This is a genomic window from Mycobacterium venezuelense, from assembly GCF_054919535.1.
Window position 1 is genome coordinate 98059 of the sequence record NZ_JBONDW010000019.1, and the last position, 15159, is coordinate 113217.

At 65.0% G+C, this 15159-nt stretch carries 16 protein-coding genes; 7 read left to right on the top strand and 9 right to left on the bottom strand.

The window, feature by feature from the left end:
* Positions 1-5 precede the first annotated feature (5 nt).
* From ACRCUN_RS26635 to ACRCUN_RS26655, 5 genes are all read right to left on the bottom strand, one after another.
* Positions 6-2903, bottom strand: a complete 2898-nt coding sequence (locus ACRCUN_RS26635; RefSeq protein WP_462144623.1) for an MMPL/RND family transporter — start codon at positions 2901-2903, stop codon at positions 6-8.
* On the bottom strand, positions 2900-3373 hold the full coding sequence (locus ACRCUN_RS26640) for an MmpS family transport accessory protein (RefSeq protein WP_462144624.1): 474 nt from the start codon (positions 3371-3373) through the stop codon (positions 2900-2902). The genes ACRCUN_RS26635 and ACRCUN_RS26640 overlap by 4 nt, the downstream gene beginning before the upstream one ends.
* A gap of 436 nt (positions 3374-3809) precedes the next feature.
* A complete protein-coding gene (locus tag ACRCUN_RS26645) occupies positions 3810-4271 on the bottom strand; it encodes a DUF5078 domain-containing protein (protein WP_462144625.1) in 462 nt (153 codons plus the stop codon).
* Between the two features lie 46 nt (positions 4272-4317).
* The gene (locus tag ACRCUN_RS26650; RefSeq protein WP_067855814.1) at positions 4318-4656 is read right to left on the bottom strand and encodes a DUF732 domain-containing protein; all 339 of its coding nucleotides are present in this window, start codon (positions 4654-4656) and stop codon (positions 4318-4320) included.
* Positions 4657-4703: 47 nt separating this feature from the next.
* Positions 4704-5840 (bottom strand): alkaline phosphatase family protein, encoded by a 1137-nt coding sequence (locus tag ACRCUN_RS26655; protein WP_462144626.1) that lies wholly within the window; start codon positions 5838-5840, stop codon positions 4704-4706.
* Between the two features lie 84 nt (positions 5841-5924).
* On the opposite strand from ACRCUN_RS26655, the gene ACRCUN_RS26660 reads away from it, so the two are divergent.
* Positions 5925-6440, top strand: coding sequence for an Rv1352/Rv1906c domain-containing protein (locus ACRCUN_RS26660; protein WP_462144627.1), 516 nt, complete (start codon positions 5925-5927; stop codon positions 6438-6440).
* A gap of 4 nt (positions 6441-6444) precedes the next feature.
* Here ACRCUN_RS26660 and ACRCUN_RS26665 read toward each other — a convergent pair whose 3' ends face one another.
* The gene (locus ACRCUN_RS26665; RefSeq protein WP_462144628.1) at positions 6445-6759 is read right to left on the bottom strand and encodes a hypothetical protein; all 315 of its coding nucleotides are present in this window, start codon (positions 6757-6759) and stop codon (positions 6445-6447) included.
* A 75-nt stretch (positions 6760-6834) separates the two neighbouring features.
* Between ACRCUN_RS26665 and ampC the strand changes: the two genes are divergently transcribed.
* The 3 genes from ampC to ACRCUN_RS26680 all read left to right on the top strand — a co-directional run bounded on the left by ampC (position 6835) and on the right by ACRCUN_RS26680 (position 10323).
* Entirely contained in the window at positions 6835-8001 is a 1167-nt protein-coding gene (gene ampC / locus ACRCUN_RS26670) for a class C beta-lactamase (RefSeq protein ID WP_462144629.1), read from the top strand.
* 234 nt (positions 8002-8235) lie between these two features.
* Complete coding sequence (locus tag ACRCUN_RS26675; RefSeq protein ID WP_462144630.1) at positions 8236-9501, top strand: acyltransferase family protein; 1266 nt, start codon at positions 8236-8238, stop codon at positions 9499-9501.
* Positions 9502-9633: 132 nt separating this feature from the next.
* The gene (locus ACRCUN_RS26680) at positions 9634-10323 is read left to right on the top strand and encodes an Rv0518 family GDSL lipase (RefSeq protein ID WP_462144631.1); all 690 of its coding nucleotides are present in this window, start codon (positions 9634-9636) and stop codon (positions 10321-10323) included.
* Positions 10324-10329: 6 nt separating this feature from the next.
* On the opposite strand, the gene ACRCUN_RS26685 is transcribed toward ACRCUN_RS26680, so the two are convergent.
* Positions 10330-10875, bottom strand: a complete 546-nt coding sequence (locus ACRCUN_RS26685) for a TetR/AcrR family transcriptional regulator (RefSeq protein WP_462144632.1) — start codon at positions 10873-10875, stop codon at positions 10330-10332.
* Between the two features lie 84 nt (positions 10876-10959).
* On the opposite strand from ACRCUN_RS26685, the gene ACRCUN_RS26690 reads away from it, so the two are divergent.
* On the top strand, positions 10960-12024 hold the full coding sequence (locus tag ACRCUN_RS26690; RefSeq protein ID WP_462144633.1) for an aldo/keto reductase: 1065 nt from the start codon (positions 10960-10962) through the stop codon (positions 12022-12024).
* Positions 12025-12035: 11 nt separating this feature from the next.
* Here ACRCUN_RS26690 and ACRCUN_RS26695 read toward each other — a convergent pair whose 3' ends face one another.
* Positions 12036-13007, bottom strand: coding sequence for a GlxA family transcriptional regulator (locus tag ACRCUN_RS26695; protein ID WP_462144634.1), 972 nt, complete (start codon positions 13005-13007; stop codon positions 12036-12038).
* A gap of 210 nt (positions 13008-13217) precedes the next feature.
* On the opposite strand from ACRCUN_RS26695, the gene ACRCUN_RS26700 reads away from it, so the two are divergent.
* Both ACRCUN_RS26700 and ACRCUN_RS26705 read left to right on the top strand, forming a co-directional pair.
* Positions 13218-13871, top strand: coding sequence for an HD domain-containing protein (locus tag ACRCUN_RS26700; RefSeq protein ID WP_462144635.1), 654 nt, complete (start codon positions 13218-13220; stop codon positions 13869-13871).
* Between the two features lie 10 nt (positions 13872-13881).
* Positions 13882-14445, top strand: coding sequence for a sigma-70 family RNA polymerase sigma factor (locus ACRCUN_RS26705; RefSeq protein ID WP_462144636.1), 564 nt, complete (start codon positions 13882-13884; stop codon positions 14443-14445).
* 9 nt (positions 14446-14454) lie between these two features.
* Here the strand turns inward: ACRCUN_RS26705 and ACRCUN_RS26710 are convergent, their stop codons facing one another.
* Complete coding sequence (locus ACRCUN_RS26710; RefSeq protein WP_462144637.1) at positions 14455-15114, bottom strand: MOSC domain-containing protein; 660 nt, start codon at positions 15112-15114, stop codon at positions 14455-14457.
* Positions 15115-15159 lie beyond the last annotated feature (45 nt).

Sequence of the window (15159 nt, forward strand, 5' to 3'; positions counted from 1 at the left end):
GCTGGTCAGGTCAGCGCGTCCTGCGGATCTCGCTGAATGGGTTTGGGCCACGGTGCCGGAAGCGGCCGCTGGCGCACCTGTTGCGGCCACCAGAACCACTTGCCGAGCAGAGCCGCGATCGACGGTGTCATGAAGGACCGGATGACCAAGGTGTCGAACAGCAGACCCAAACCGATCGTGGTGCCGACCTGACCGATGACCGCCAGTTCGCTGACCGCCATCGACATCATCGTGAACGCGAACACCAGACCCGCCGACGTCACCACGGAGCCGGTTCCGCCCATCGAGCGGATTATGCCGGTGTTCAGGCCGGCATATATCTCTTCTCTGAACCGGGATACCAGTAGCAGGTTGTAGTCGGCGCCGACGGCCAGCAGGATGATGACCGACATCGCCAGCACCATCCAGTGCAACTCGAGACCGATGAGATGCTGCCAGATCAGCACCGAGAGGCCGAACGACGCACCGAGGCTCAGTATGACGGTGCCGACGATGACCGCGGCGGCCACCACGCTTCGGGTGATGATCAGCATGATGATGAAAATCAGGCACAGCGAAGCGATTCCGGCGATCAGAAGGTCGTAGTTCGAGCCTTCCTGCATGTCCTTGAACGTGGCCGCGGTACCACCGAGGTAGATCTTGGATCCCTCAAGCGGCGTGCCCTTGATGGCTTCCTTTGCCGCCTGCTTGATCGCTTCGATGTGCGAAATGCCTTCGGGGCTCATCGGATCACCCTCGTGGCTGATGATGAACCGCACCGCATGTCCGTCGGGGGACAGGAACATCTTCATACCGCGCTTGAAGTCCGGATTGTCGAACGTCTCCGGCGGCAGATAGAACGAATCGTCGTTCTTGGAAGCGTCGAACGCCTGGCCCATGGCCGTCTGGTTCTCCATCATCGCTTCCATCTGATCCTGCAACCCACCCATGGTGGCCTGCATCGTCAGCATCATCGTCTTCATCGTCTTCATCGTCTCGATCATGGGAGGCATGATCGTGAGCATCTGCGGCATGAGCTCGTCGAGGCGATCCATGTCCGGCATCAGTTTCTGGATGTCGTCGGTCATGGTGTCGATACCGTCGAGGGTGTCGAAGATCGAGCGCAGCGAATGGCAGACCGGGATGTCGTAGCAGTGCGGTTCCCAGTAGAAGTAGTTGCGGATCGGCCGGAAGAAATCGTCGAAATCGGCGATGTGGTCCCGTAGTTCGGCCACATCCACGACCATTCCGTGCATCTTCGTCACCATGCTGTGCGTGGTGTCCGACATCTGCTTCACGAGGCCGAGCATGTCCTGCATCGTGTTGATGGTCTTCTGCATCTCGTCGGCCATGACCAGCATGTCGGCCATGCGGTCCTGCATGTACTTCATGTTCATCATCTGCGTGGTGCCCTGCATGCTGATCTGGAACGGGATCGAGGTGTGCTCGATCGGCGTTCCCTGCGGGCGTGTGATGGCCTGGACGCGCGAGATGCCGGGGACCTGGAAGATCCGCTTGGCGATGCGGTCGACGACGAGGAAGTCGGCCGAGTTGCGCAGGTCGTGATCGCTTTCGATCAGCAGCAACTCAGGGTTCATGCGGGCTTGTGAGAAGTGCCGGTCGGCGGCCGCATACCCGGTGTTGGCGGGCAGATCCTGCGGTAGGTAGTTGCGGTCGTTGTAGTTGGTCCGGTACCCCGGCAAGGTGAGCAGGCCGATCAGTGACAGCGCGATCGTCGCGATGAGGATCGGTCCGGGCCAACGCACCACGGCCGCACCGACTTTGCGCCAGCCACGGGTGCGCATGGCGCGCTTGGGTTCGAGCACCTTGCCGAATCGGCTTGCCACCGTGATGATCGCGGCACCCAGGGTCAGCGCGGCGAACACCACCACCGTCATACCGATCGCGAGCGGGATACCGAGCGACTGGAAGTACGGCAAGCGGGTGAAGTGCAGGCACAGCGTCGCGCCGGCAATCGTGAGGCCCGAGCCGAGCACCACGTGAGCGGTGCCATGGAACATCGTGTAGTAGGCCTGTTCGCGGTCCTCGCCGGCACCGCGGGCCTCTTGATAACGACCTATCAGGAAGATCGCGTAGTCGGTCGCCGCGGCGATCGCCAGCGTCACCAACAAGTTGGTGGCGAACGTCGACAGTCCGATGATCTCGTAGTAGCCCAGGAAAGCCACGACTCCGCGAGCGGCGGAGAGGCCCAACACCACCATGACCAGCGTCAGGATCACGGTGATGATGGAGCGATAGACGAGCAACAGCATGATGATGATGACCGTGAAGGTCAGCGCCTCGATCATGCGCATGCTGCGGTCGCCGGCGATCTGCTGATCGGCCGACAACGCGGCCGGGCCCGTCACATAGGCATTGACGCCCGGCGGCGCCTGCACACTGTTGACGATGTCCTGGACGGCCTCGACCGACTCGTTGGCCAGTGCCTCACCTTGGTTGCCCGCGGTATAGACCTGCACGTACGACGCTTTGCCGTCCGAGCTCTGGGCGCCCGATGCGGTCAGCGGGTCGCCCCAGAAGTCCTGGACATGCTCGACGTGCTTCTTGTCGGCCTCGAGCTTGTCGACGATCTCGTCGTAGAACTTGTGCGCATCGTCGCCCAAGGGCTCCTCGCCCTCGAGCACGATCATCACCGAGCTGTTGGACTTGAATTCCTCGAACACCTCGCCGACGCGCTTCATCGCGATCATCGACGGCGCGTCGTCCGGCGTCATCGACACCGACCGCATCTCGCCGACCTTCTCGAGCTGCGGGACGACGGTGTTCAGGATGGCGATGATCGCGATCCAGACCAGGATGATCGGAATCGCGAGCCGCCGGATCCACTTCGCGATCCCGCCGTGGCGTGCCGGTGGAGGACCGGCGGCCGGGAAGGCGTCGGTGGGGGCGTCGTGGTTGCTCATGCAGATTTCACCAAGCAGAAGGTCTGGGCATTGACGCCGTTGGAGGTTCTCTCGTCCTTGAGCTCGTCGTCGACGGTGATGCGGCAGGTGATGGTGTCACCGTTGCCCTGCGCGACGATGTTCGGGAAAACCGATGGCGCGGTGGATTCCAGCCGCAGCGACCAGGGCAGCGTGACCCCGTCGATCCGCTGCGGCTGCGCGTCGAGGTCGAGATAGTTGATGTCGGCGGTCGCGCCCGGCTCGCCGTAGATCTCGTAGACCACGACCTTGGGATCGAACGGCTTGGTGTCGTCGACCTTCGCGCTGGCGATGCCGGTCCCGTCCCCGGCACCGAAAAAGGTGCGTACCCGCATGACGGTGAATGCGCCGACGACCACGACGACCATGATGAGCAACGGAATCCAGAACCGCCGCGCCAGGCCGGTGATCGAGAACTGCTTCCCCCGCGAGGTTCTCGTAGCTTTGGCCATCAGGCGACGACACCCGTCACGGGGACCCGATTCGAGACCACGGCATTGGCACACAATCCTGCCGCGAGGTCGATACGACCCCGGTTGTCGTAGCTGCTCTGTGCCATGTGCACCTCGATACGCCTCGCCATCGGTCTGCCAGTTTGCCGGTTGACTAAGTACTGCGAGATATTAGCTGATTTAACAGAGTTGCAAAACGCTGACCGCCCGCGTGCCGGAAGGACGACCGCCGCGGCATTTGGCGTGCTCACGCGACGATACGTTCCCATGATCCATAACAGGTGGTCACCCCCGGCGCACTCCGCCCGGCTCGGTTCCCTAGGCGCTCCTGCGCCGCGGTCGACAGTGACGCGGCTAACGCCGCGCCCCAGTCCCGTCGGTTGGAGCAATGCAAACGCCCCCGCGAAAAACGCGGGGGCGTCGGCCCTGCGAGACGTCAGTCAGCTGCCCAGTGCCACAGCGACATATCGCCGCGCGGGTAGTTCATGCAGATGTCGGTGGTGTTGGCGGCCACGCCCTTGTTGTTGAAGAAGAGCTTGGCCCAGTTGGGCCACCGCCACGACATCTGCTCGTAGAACGCGTTGGTCGCGGTGTTCTCCGAGTACTGCCGGCGGCCGGCGTAGTCCAGCGAGAAGAACCAATGGATGCGGTCGCGGGCACCCTGCTGGTCGGCCGGCGGCTTGTTGTTGTAGTCGATCATGTACCGCTCGTAATAGATCGGCTCGACGTCGCGGGCCGCGGCCATGATCTGCTCGGCATCGCACTGCGTTTTGAGGATGCGGTTCGGGATCGGGTAATCATCGGTCGCGTCGGCAGAGGCCAGGGCCGGTGCGGCGGCCAGCGATCCGGCGACCGCGCACGCGGCGACACCCGCGCGGATCAGATTTGTGGGACGCATGCGCTTCAACATATCGCTCCAGGTTCTCGGGAAGGCGGCAGGAAGATTATCTGGCCGAGTCGGCCGCGGCCTGTTCCATCACGTGTCGGAGGTCGGGGCAGTAGTAATTGATGGCCGTGCCCAAGAACTGCCAGTGCTGCGCCGTGGTGCTGTCTTTGTCCAGGTTCTTGCTGAGGAACGCCACGGAGTCGTTGGCGTTGTGATCGACCGCGTTGTGCAGCCGCTTACACGTGAGCTTGCCGATCCACGCGTTGTAGTCACGTGGCCCGTAGATGCCGTACGTGTGCAGCTCGTTGGCGAAATCCGTGTCGATCTCGGCATGCGCCGGCGCTGCGAACGCGATGGCCGCGGCGGCGCCGAGTACTGCCAGCCCTGCAAGCTTCATGCGGTGAATCTTAGCTCATCTAACTCGATGTCGGGAGCGCTGCCCGGTCAACCCATTGCAATCGAAAGCGGGATTCGCTGTTCGGCGCTGGTCATCGAACCATGGTGGCCGATCAACGCCGATTCCAGCGGTTCGGCGGTACGCCGAATGAGTGCTGCCGCACCACGCGCGGCCGCGACGACATCGCCGATGCGTGGCAATACGTCGTCGCGAACCCGTTCACCGAACCATCCCGCGGCGATCGCCTCGTCGCGGGGCAACACCCACGCGGTATCGGCGAGTGTCTCGCGCCAGGCCGCCAACACGTCGTCGGCGGCCCCGGCATCAGCGTAGACGTGGCGCGCACGCGCTTCGCCGCCCACTGCGGCCACGCCGGTCTGCAGCGGCGTGGTCGCGTCGATGTCGACGACCTCGGCGGGGTCGACGGTGACCATGCCGTGGTCGGCGACCACGGCGAGCAACCCATCCGGTGGCAGGGTCTCGACCACGGATTCGACCAGTCGATCGACCTGGCGCAACTGCATGCGCCATGCGGTCGAGCCGGGTCCGTGCAGATGACCGACCAGGTCGAGGTCCGCGTGGTACCCGTAGCAGAATCCACCGGAGTCGATCGCCCCGGAGACGGCGGCGGCCAACTCGCCGGCCGCGTGAACGCCGATGTACTCGCCGCCGCGGAGCACGGCGCGGGTCAGTCCGGATCTCGCGAACTCCGCACCCGATACGACACTGACCGCGACACCGGCGTCTACAGCCCGTTCGAACGTGGTGGGCAACGGTTGGACGCCTTCGGGCCGCACGGTGTCGCGCAGGTCCTCGCCCCAGGGGTGTGGCCGCCAGCGCAGGGCGTTGATGACACCCGCATCGGGCACCCGGAACGAGTAGCCGACGAGGCCGTGCTCACCCGAGCGGCAGCCGGTGCCGACGGCGGCAACTCCGGCGGCCGTCGTGGATGGGAAACCGACCTGCAATGTCTGCCCACGCAGACCCGCCAGCACCGGCGCGTCGGCGGCGTGTGCATCCAACAGTTCGGCGCCGAGCCCGTCGATCAGCAGGACGCACGCACCGCGAAGTGGAGTGGGCAGGTCGATGCGCGCCTCGAAACCTGCCGCGCCCATCGCGGCAAGCACGGACGGAACCACATCGGCGAGATGGGCCAGGTTCATATCAGGCTGCGGCACATCCACGAGGCGAGCCTGCCACAGAAGTCACACCTACAGGTCTGGGCAACGGTGGGGATGTTCATGGAGAAACCGGTACGCTGACGATTTATGAAGCCGATCAAAGCAGTGACCGTCGCTGCCGCGTTGGCGATCGTTGCTGGCGGCATGTCAAGCGGTATCGCGAGCGCCGATCCCACGACGCCGGCTCCGGCGCCACCGCCCCCCGGCGTTGCGGCGCCGCCGGCCCCGGCCGTTCCCGCGACAGCGATGGACCACGACGGCATATTCGTCGTCGGAACGGACATCGAGCCCGGCACTTATGCGTCGGCCGGGCCGGTCGAGAACGGGACCTGCTACTGGAAACGCATGGCCGACCTGCACGGCGGCGACATCATCGACAACGCGTTCACCAAGAAACCGCAGGCGGTTCAGATCGACGCCACCGACAAGGCCTTCAAGACCAGCGGCTGCCAGGCGTGGCAGAAGACGGATGCGGTCAGCGCCGATGTGCCCGCCACCGGCGACATCCCGGCTTTGGTGGCCAAAGCCAAGTTGTGGGCTTGGCTGAATTCCCTCAACGCCAACTCCCGTCAGTTCGACGGATCGCAGGTGCCCTTGCCCTGATGTGTCAGGCCGGGGGGATCAGCGGGGGCCTGCAGGCATTGCCGACGGGATCCCACCACCAGCCGTTGTCGCACAGCGGGGGCGGTGGCACCACCGGCGGCCGACAGGTATTTCCGACCGGATCCCACCACCAGCCGTTTTCGCACAGCAACGGAACCACCGGCGGCCGACAGGTGTTGGCCACCGGATCCCACCACGAACCGCCCTCGCATTGCGCTGAGCTGATTGCCGGTGCCGCGACCGTGACGGCCGCCATCGTGGCCAGCGGGGCCAGTGCCACCCCGACGCCTGCGGCGAGTCGGCGAACGACGCTTGTCATCTCGAACCTCCCCATCAGATCGGCTCATTCGAGCGTAACCGGATCGCCCCCGGCCACAGAAGGAGTGATGACGTGATGGCGGCACTCCTGCGAGCAGTCAGCGCGGCGGTTGTTGCGGCGCTTGCCCTCGTCTGCGCCGTGCCGCACGCAACGGCCGTCCCCGACCCCGTCCAGGCCGCCGTCGACCGGGCGTTTCGGCCGCTGCTCGAGCAGTACGGCATTGCCGGGATGGCGGTCGCGATCACGGTGGACGGCCGCAGATACTTCACCGAATACGGGTTGGCAACGAACCAGGGCGGTCCCGCGGTATCGCGGCATACGCTGTTCGAAATAGGCTCTATCAGTAAGGCTTTCACCGCAACGCTGGCAGCGTATGCACAGGACACCGGGGCCATCTCGCTCGACGCGCACCCGTCGGCGTACCTGCCGGAGTTGCGCGGCAGCGCGCTCGACGCCGCCACGCTGCGCGAGCTCGGCACCTACACCGCAGGCGGGCTGCCCTTGCAGTTCCCGGCGAACGTCACCGACGACGCGGGAATGCGCGCTTACTTCCGCGAGTGGGCACCGACCGCAGCACCGGGGGAGAGCCGCCGCTATTCGAATCCGAGCATCGGGTTGCTCGGTCATCTGACCAGCCGCGCGATGCGGGGGGAATTCGCTGATCTGATGCAGGCGCAGGTCTTCTCGCGGCTCGGCTTGTCCAGCACGTACATCCATGTGCCGGACAGCGCCATGGACCGATACGCCTGGGGATACGACAAAGCCGATCAGCCGACCCGGGTCAGTCCCGGGGTCTTCGACGCCGAAGCGTACGGCGTCAAGACCACTGCCGCGGACCTGATCGGGTTCATCGAGGCCAACATTGCGCCATACCGATTCGACGCGTCGCTGCAGCGCGCGATCGACGGCACGCACATCGGTTACTACCGGGTTGGTGACATGGTGCAGGGCCTGGGCTGGGAGCGATACTCGTATCCGGTGTCGCTGGATGCGCTGCTCGCCGGCAACTCCAGCACCATGGCCATGGAACCGCAGCCCGCGCAGCCGATCGAGCCCGGTGAACTTCCCGCCGGGCCCGCGTTGTTCAACAAGACGGGGTCGACGGACGGCTTCGGCAGCTACGTCGCATTCGTGCCGGATCGCCGTATCGGCATCGTCATGTTGGCCAACAAGAACTTTCCCATACCGGCGCGGGTCGCGGCCGCGCACGCGGTTCTGCAGGAACTCGACACGCAAAGTTGAGCCCGATAGCCCGGCGATTGCCGACACGCCGTGACCGCCCTGGCGAGCATCGTCGCGTGACCGCCGCAAGCACACGCAAACATTTTGCTGCGCAACGCAACCCGGGTTCGAGTCGGCGAATTGGCAGGCGCCGTCCAGGTATCGCACAGGATTGCGGGCGCGCGACGGCCGCACCCACGCTGCTAGTCTGCGAGAGCTGCGGGTGCCAGGTCGTGAGAACGTTATGCGCCCGGCATGCCGCGGCAATGGCGCGGGCGAAACAGCGTGGGTGGATACGGAAAGAGTGTTGTGCGCGGCGCAGAGATAAAAGCCCTGACGGGACTGCGCATCGTCGCAGCCGTATGGGTGGTGCTGTTCCACTTCCGGCCGTTGTTGTACGAGGTCGCGCCCGATTTCACCGAGGCACTCGCGCCGGTACTCGACTGCGGCGCCCAAGGTGTCGACCTGTTCTTCATCCTCAGCGGCTTCGTGCTCACGTGGAATTACTTCGATCGCATGGGGCCGTCGTGGTCGACGCGGGCCACCCTGCATTTCCTGTGGCTGCGGTTGTCGCGGGTGTGGCCGGTCTATCTGGTCACGCTCCACCTGGCCGCGCTGTGGCTGATCTTCACCCTCAATGTCGGCCACGTACCGCCCGAAGACACCAGTGGTTACAACGCCGTGAGTTACGTGCGCCAGCTCTTCTTGGTCCAGTTGTGGTTCCAGCCGTACTTCGACGGGTCGAGCTGGGACGGTCCGGCGTGGTCGATCAGCGCGGAATGGTTGGCGTACTTGCTGTTCGGCGGCCTCATTCTGGTGGTTTTCCGGATCGCCCGCGCGACCAGGGCACGGAGCCTGGTGCTGCTGGCCATGGCGGTTTCGCTACCTCCGGTGGTGCTGCTGATGGCGACGGGCCACTTCTATACGCCGTGGAGTTGGCTACCGCGGATCGTCATGCAATTCACCGCCGGGGCGCTCGCGTGCGCGGCGGTGCGCAAGCTCGAGCTCACCGATCCCGCCCGCCGCACCGCGGGCTACCTATCGATCCTGTTGGCCGCGGTCATCGTCGGCGGCCTCTACTTCTTCGACGCCCACCCGATGAACACGGTCGGAGACGCCGGTGGAATCGTCGACATCCTGTTCGTCCCGTTGGTCGTCGCCCTGTCGGTCGGTACGGGCAGCCTGCCTGCGCTGCTGGCGATCCGGCCGCTGGTGTACGGCGGTCAGATCTCGTTCGGCCTGTACATGGTCCACGAACTCGTGCACACGGCGTGGATATGGACGGTCAAGCAGTTCGAGCTCACGCTCTCTCCGAACCTGTCGGGCAAGGTAACGCTGCTCGCGCTCTTCGCGATAAGTGTCGTCGGAGCGGTCCTGCTGTACCACCTCGTTGAGGAGCCGGCCCGCCGGTGGATGCGCAGGATGGTCAACATCAGGCCTGCCGATCCGACGAACAGCAAGTTGCATCGTATCGACGGGGACCTCGATGACAGACCGGCAATCTCGGCCCGTGCAGGATAGACCTGGAACACGCCGAATCACGCTGCGGCGCAGGTTGTTATGGTGCCGTTATCGCCGCGTCATCGTCGGCTGGGAGTCTGATCGGGAATCGCGGTGCGGGACGGCAGCGTCTCACGGGCAGTGGAGGTAGCAGTGGGTCGTCTGACCACGTTCATCGTCTCGCTTGGCCTGCTCATCGGGCTGTTCGGGCAGGTCCCGACCCAGCGGTACACGACTTCGGGTCTGGACCCCCAGATCAACCGCATCGCCGTGATCGGCGATTCCTACACCACCGGTACGCCCGCCGAGGGTGGCATGGGGCCCAAGGGCTGGACCACCATCGCCTGGCAGGAACTGGCCCAACGCGGCGTGCAGGTGACTGCAGATGTCGTGGCGGAAGGCGGCGCCGGCTACGTGGTGCGCGGCAATCGGGGCAGTATCTTCGGAGATCTCACCACCAGGGCCGTGCAGCCCGACGACTCGCTCATCGTGTTCTTCGGCTCGCGAAACGACAAGGACGCCGATCCGGCGGCTATCACCCGTATGAGCCACGACGCCCTGGCGTCGGCCGAGCGGATCGCCCCCGCCGCGCGCCTGCTGGTCATCGGTCCGCCATGGCCCACCGCCGACGTGCCGCCGTCCGTGCTGCACATTCGCGACATCCTGCGGGCGCAGGCGCGGGACGCGGGTGCGACGTTCATCGACCCGATCGCGGAGGGCTGGTTTGTCGGCAGACCGGAACTCATCGGTGGCGACGGCATCCACCCGACGGATGCCGGCCACAAGTACATGGCAGACAAGATCGCCCCGCTGATCGGGGCGGAACTGCCGCGCTGGATCTGAAACCGCTCAGCAGCGATGGAAGCTGTCGAGCACGTAACCCAGATGCCGGCGCCAGGCATCACGGGTTGAGTCTTCGGCGGTGACCCGGCTGGCCTGCACGATTCCCCGCATGGCCCACACCGTGGTGGTGATGTCGGCTCGGGTGAGGTCGCGGCGCATCGCGCCGGCCTCCTGCGCGCGGGCCAGCAGCGCGGCCGAGCGCCGGCTCAGCTCGTCGACCAGGTCGCGCGGCGCGAGGTCGCCCCAGATGTTGGCGGTGAGCCCGGCCTTGTCGGCCAGTTCGTAGCCTACGGTTTCGAGGAATCGGTCGACACACGTGGCCGGGGGTTCGCGCTCGGCTTCCTGCGCAAGCACCAACAACCGGGTGAAGAACACCCTCAGCACTTCTCGAACCAGCGCGTCCTTGTTGCCGAACCGCCGATACAGCGTCGCAGGCCCGACCCCCGCGGTCTTGGCGACGTCGTCGAGCGTGGCTGTCGTTCCTTGTGCGGCGAAAACCTGCTCGGCGGCGGCCAGCAGCCGTTCCCGATTGGCCGACGCGTCGCTGCGCACTGTTCTCTCCCTCCGATGAGCGGGAACAAACCCGATTAAGTGATAGTTACGCTATCAGTTAGTTGTGACGAAGGGATGGATTACATGACCACGATTGCTCACCAACAGCGTCCGGGCGCCGGTGGCGCGGCACGCATCCGCCTCGGCCATTCCGACTTGACGGTGCGTCCGATCGGATTGGGCTGCATGGGGATGTCGCAGTTCTACGGAAGGGCTGACGACACCGAGTCGGCCAATACGATCCGGGCCGCACTCGACCTGGGCGTGAACTTCCTCGACACCTCCGACGTCTACGGTGCCTCCGACGCCACCTTCGGTGTCGACATCAGAGGATTCGGGCACAACGAAGAGCTGATCGGCCGGGCAATCGCGGGCCGGCGCGACGATGTCGTGCTCGCGACGAAGTTCGGCGCAAAGCTCAACGACGATCGCAACGGGATCGTCATCGACGGCAGACCCGAATACGTCAGGTCCGCGTGTGACGCGAGCCTGCGCCGACTGGGAACCGATGTGATCGACCTGTACTACTGCCACCGGCTCGACAAGGGCGTGCCGATCGAGGACACGGCAGGAGCGATGAGCGAGCTGGTAGGCGCAGGTAAGGTCCGAGCGATCGGATTCAGTGAAATAGGAAGCGATCTCATTCGCCGGGCCCACGCCGTACACCCGGTCACGGCCTTGCAGAGTGAATATTCGCTGTGGGAACGCGGTGTCGAGAACGGAGTCGCCGAGACGTGTCGCCGGCTCGGAATCACTCTCGTCCCGTACAGCCCACTCGGCCGGTCCGCGCTGACCGGTACGCTGAAAGCCGGAGAAACCTTCGCGGACGGCGATTTCCGGGCCAGCAACCCGCGGTTCGCGCCGGAGAATCTGGCGGTCAACCTGCAGCCCGTGGAGACGCTCATCGGAATGGCTACCGAGAAGGGCTGCCGGCCAGGGCAATTGGCCCTTGCCTGGTTGCTCGCGCAGCCCCTCGACGTGGTGCCGATTCCAGGTACCAAACGTGTCGAATTCGTACGGGAGAATCTGGCGGCCACGAAAGTTGCGTTGAGTGCCGACGACATTGCTTATCTAGGAAAGGTTTTCGCGCCTGACCGGATCTCCGGCAACCGGTATGCCGAGGTGCATGCGAAGACGGTGGCTGAGTAGCCCATGAGGGGTCAGTCCCGCACGGTGGTGCGAAAGCGATCCCGATACGCCTTGGGTGACACACCGAGGTGATTGACGAACACTCGGCGCAGTGTTTCGGCGCTGCCGAATCCGGCCAGCCGGGCGGTGTCACCGACCGGCCGGCCGGCGTCGAGTGCCGCTCGGGCGACATCGATACGGACCAGTTCGACATACCGCGCCGGCGTGGTCCCGAGTTCGGTGTGGAACAGCCTGGTCAGTTGCCGCGTGCTCACCGACGCACGCTTGGCCAGGCTTCTCACGCTGTGGTCGGCAGCGGGATCGGCCACGATCGCATCGGTGACGTGCCGCAACACGGACTGTGGGGGTGCATCGGCCTCGACCAGAGTGGAGAACTGTGACTGTCCGCCGGCCCGCTTGAGATAGACCACAAGTGAGCGCGCGACGTCGCGAACCAGATCGCTGCCGTAGTCCATTTCCACCAGGGCCAGGGCCAGGTCGATGCCGGCCGACACACCGGCCGAGGTGTAGATGTCGCCGTCGCGCACGAAGATCGCGTCCGGTTCGACGGAGATCTGCGGGTACGCCCGGCCGAGGAGCCCGGTGTGTCGCCAGTGTGTGGTGGCCCGCCGTCCATCCAAGAGACCTGCCTTGGCGAGGATGAACGAGCCGGTACAGATCGACGCCAGGCGACGGGTCCGGCCGGGCAGTTCCCGAACGGCCGCTACGAGTGCGGGATCGATCGGCATGCCGACCAACCGGTCACCGCCGGCCACCAAGACCGTATCGGCCTGATCGACCGACGAGATCGTCTCGGTCGCAGGGAATGTCGTTCCGATCGACGTGGTCACATCGCGGCCGTCGACCGAGGCGACCTTGAGCAGATAGTCGGCGCCGAACTGGTTGGCCTCGGCGAACACCTCGGCCGGACCGGCAGCATCCAGTAGCTTCACCCCGTCGAATACGACGATTACTGTGACCCGCGGGCGACGACCTTCGCTCATCCGAACATTGTGTCGCTTCTTGTGGGATACGTGGCGCATCGGCCATACCCTGTGCCTCGCCGGCCGTCGCAGACTGGCATGCAGATGCCGAAACGGAGTGTGACCCATATCCGCGCCGGCGTCGTTTATCAGGAGCGAATGGGCGAGTCGCAGTGTCGCCCCTGGCGCGACTGACACACCAGAACGCGACAAGCAGTAAGGAGATTCGCCATGACAGTTCCGATGACCGATGCGATCGCCGGCATCGAGGTGCCCGATACCGCACTCGTTCGCGAGGTGACGGAGTACATCCGCGATGCCGAGGACGACCTCTTGTTCCATCATTCCCGCCGGGTCTTCTTCTTCGGCGCATTGCAGGGCGTGCGGCGCGGTCTGCAGCCTGACCTCGAACTTCTCTATGTCGGCGCGATGTTCCACGACCTCGGGCTCACCGAGCCGTTCCGGTCGTCGTCGACACTGCGGTTCGAGGTGGACGGGGCGAACGCCGCCCGGGATTTCCTAGTTCAGCGTGGTGTCGACGAGGCCGCGGCGCGCAAGGTGTGGCTGGGCATCGCGCTGCACACGACCCCGGGCGTGCCGGAGTTCCTCGATCCGGAGATCGCTCTGGTCACCGCAGGCGTCGAGACGGACGTGCTGGGCATCGGCCGGGACGATCTGACACCGGACGCGCTGGCCGCGGTGACGGCGGTACACCCGCGACCCGATTTCAAGAACCGGATCCTGCGCGCATTCAACGACGGGTTCAAGCACCGTCCGCACTCGACGTTCGGCACGGTCAACGACGACGTGCTCGCACATTTCGACAGTGCTTTCGTGCGTGAGGATTTCGTCGAGGTGATCCGCCAGAACAGCTGGCCCGAATAGCGGTCAACCTGTGTGCACCGAGTTGGCCGCGCGATTCGAGCGTGACGTGCTGCCGCTGTCGGACCGGATGTACGGCGCGGCGGTGCGCCTGGCCGGAAACCGGCAGGACGCCGAAGACCTGCTGCAGGAAACGATGCTGCGGGCATACTCGGGCTTTCACACTTTCCGACCGGGCACCAACACATCGGCGTGGCTGTACCGGATCCTGCACAACACGTGGATCAATCAATACCGTGCGCGCCAGCGCCGCCCGCCCGAAGTCTCGATCGAGCGTCTCGACGGTTGCGAATCACTGCCTCCCGGCGGCAGTTTGCGGTCCGCTGAGGTGGCCGCACTGGATTCGCTGCCCGACGACGACTTCAAGGCGGCGCTCGACGCGCTGCGTGAGCAGTACCGGATCGCGGTCTACTACGCCGACGTGGAAGGGCGGTCGCACAAGGAGATCGCCTTCCTCACCGGCACCGCCGTCGGCACCGTGATGTCGCGAGTTCACCGCGGCCGCAAACAACTTCGCAGTTCTCTTCGGGAAGTCGCGTGCCGGCGCCGATTGGTGCTCGAGCATCCAGACGAATGATGTTCGCGGTCAGGTACCGACGCGCCTGCCTGCGAGTTCCTTGAGCTCGTCGGGTAACGCGTCGGCCTGCAGGATCTCCGGCAGCAGGTGCGACTCCAGGGTGAGAGCGCGGAACACGAAACCGACCGTGATGTCGTGGTCGGGCCGTTCGGTGACGACTATCGAGTCGCCGGCGCGAACCGAGCCTGCGTTTACGAGCCGTAGGTAGGCGCCCGGAACCGCGCTTTTCGTAAAGGTTTTCATCCAACCGTTGATCTGGAGCCAGGCCGCGAACGTCCGGCAGGGGATACGTGGCCGTGAGACCTCGAGCTCCAACCCGTCCGACCCGATCCGCCACCGTTCTCCGATGCGGGCGTTGGTGACGTCGATACCGGCAGTGGTGAGGTTCTCGCCGAACACACCGTTGGCAATCTCCCTGTCGAGTTCGATCTGCCAGTTGTCGAGGTCTTCGCGCGCATAGGCGTAGACGGCCTGGTCGTCACCGCCGTGGAACTGCTGATTGCCGATGGTGTCGCCGATCAGGCCACTGCCGAGCCCACCCTGCATCGGACCCGGCGCACGCACACCGACCGAACCGTCGACCGGTCGCTTGTCGATGCCGGTGCGAAGCCGCTCATTGGCCGGATTCGGGCGCGGGTGAGCGACATTGACGGTCAAGACGGTGGGCATCAGCCAAGCGTAGTGGGCCGCAAGGGATGTCTCGACTCGGTGTGA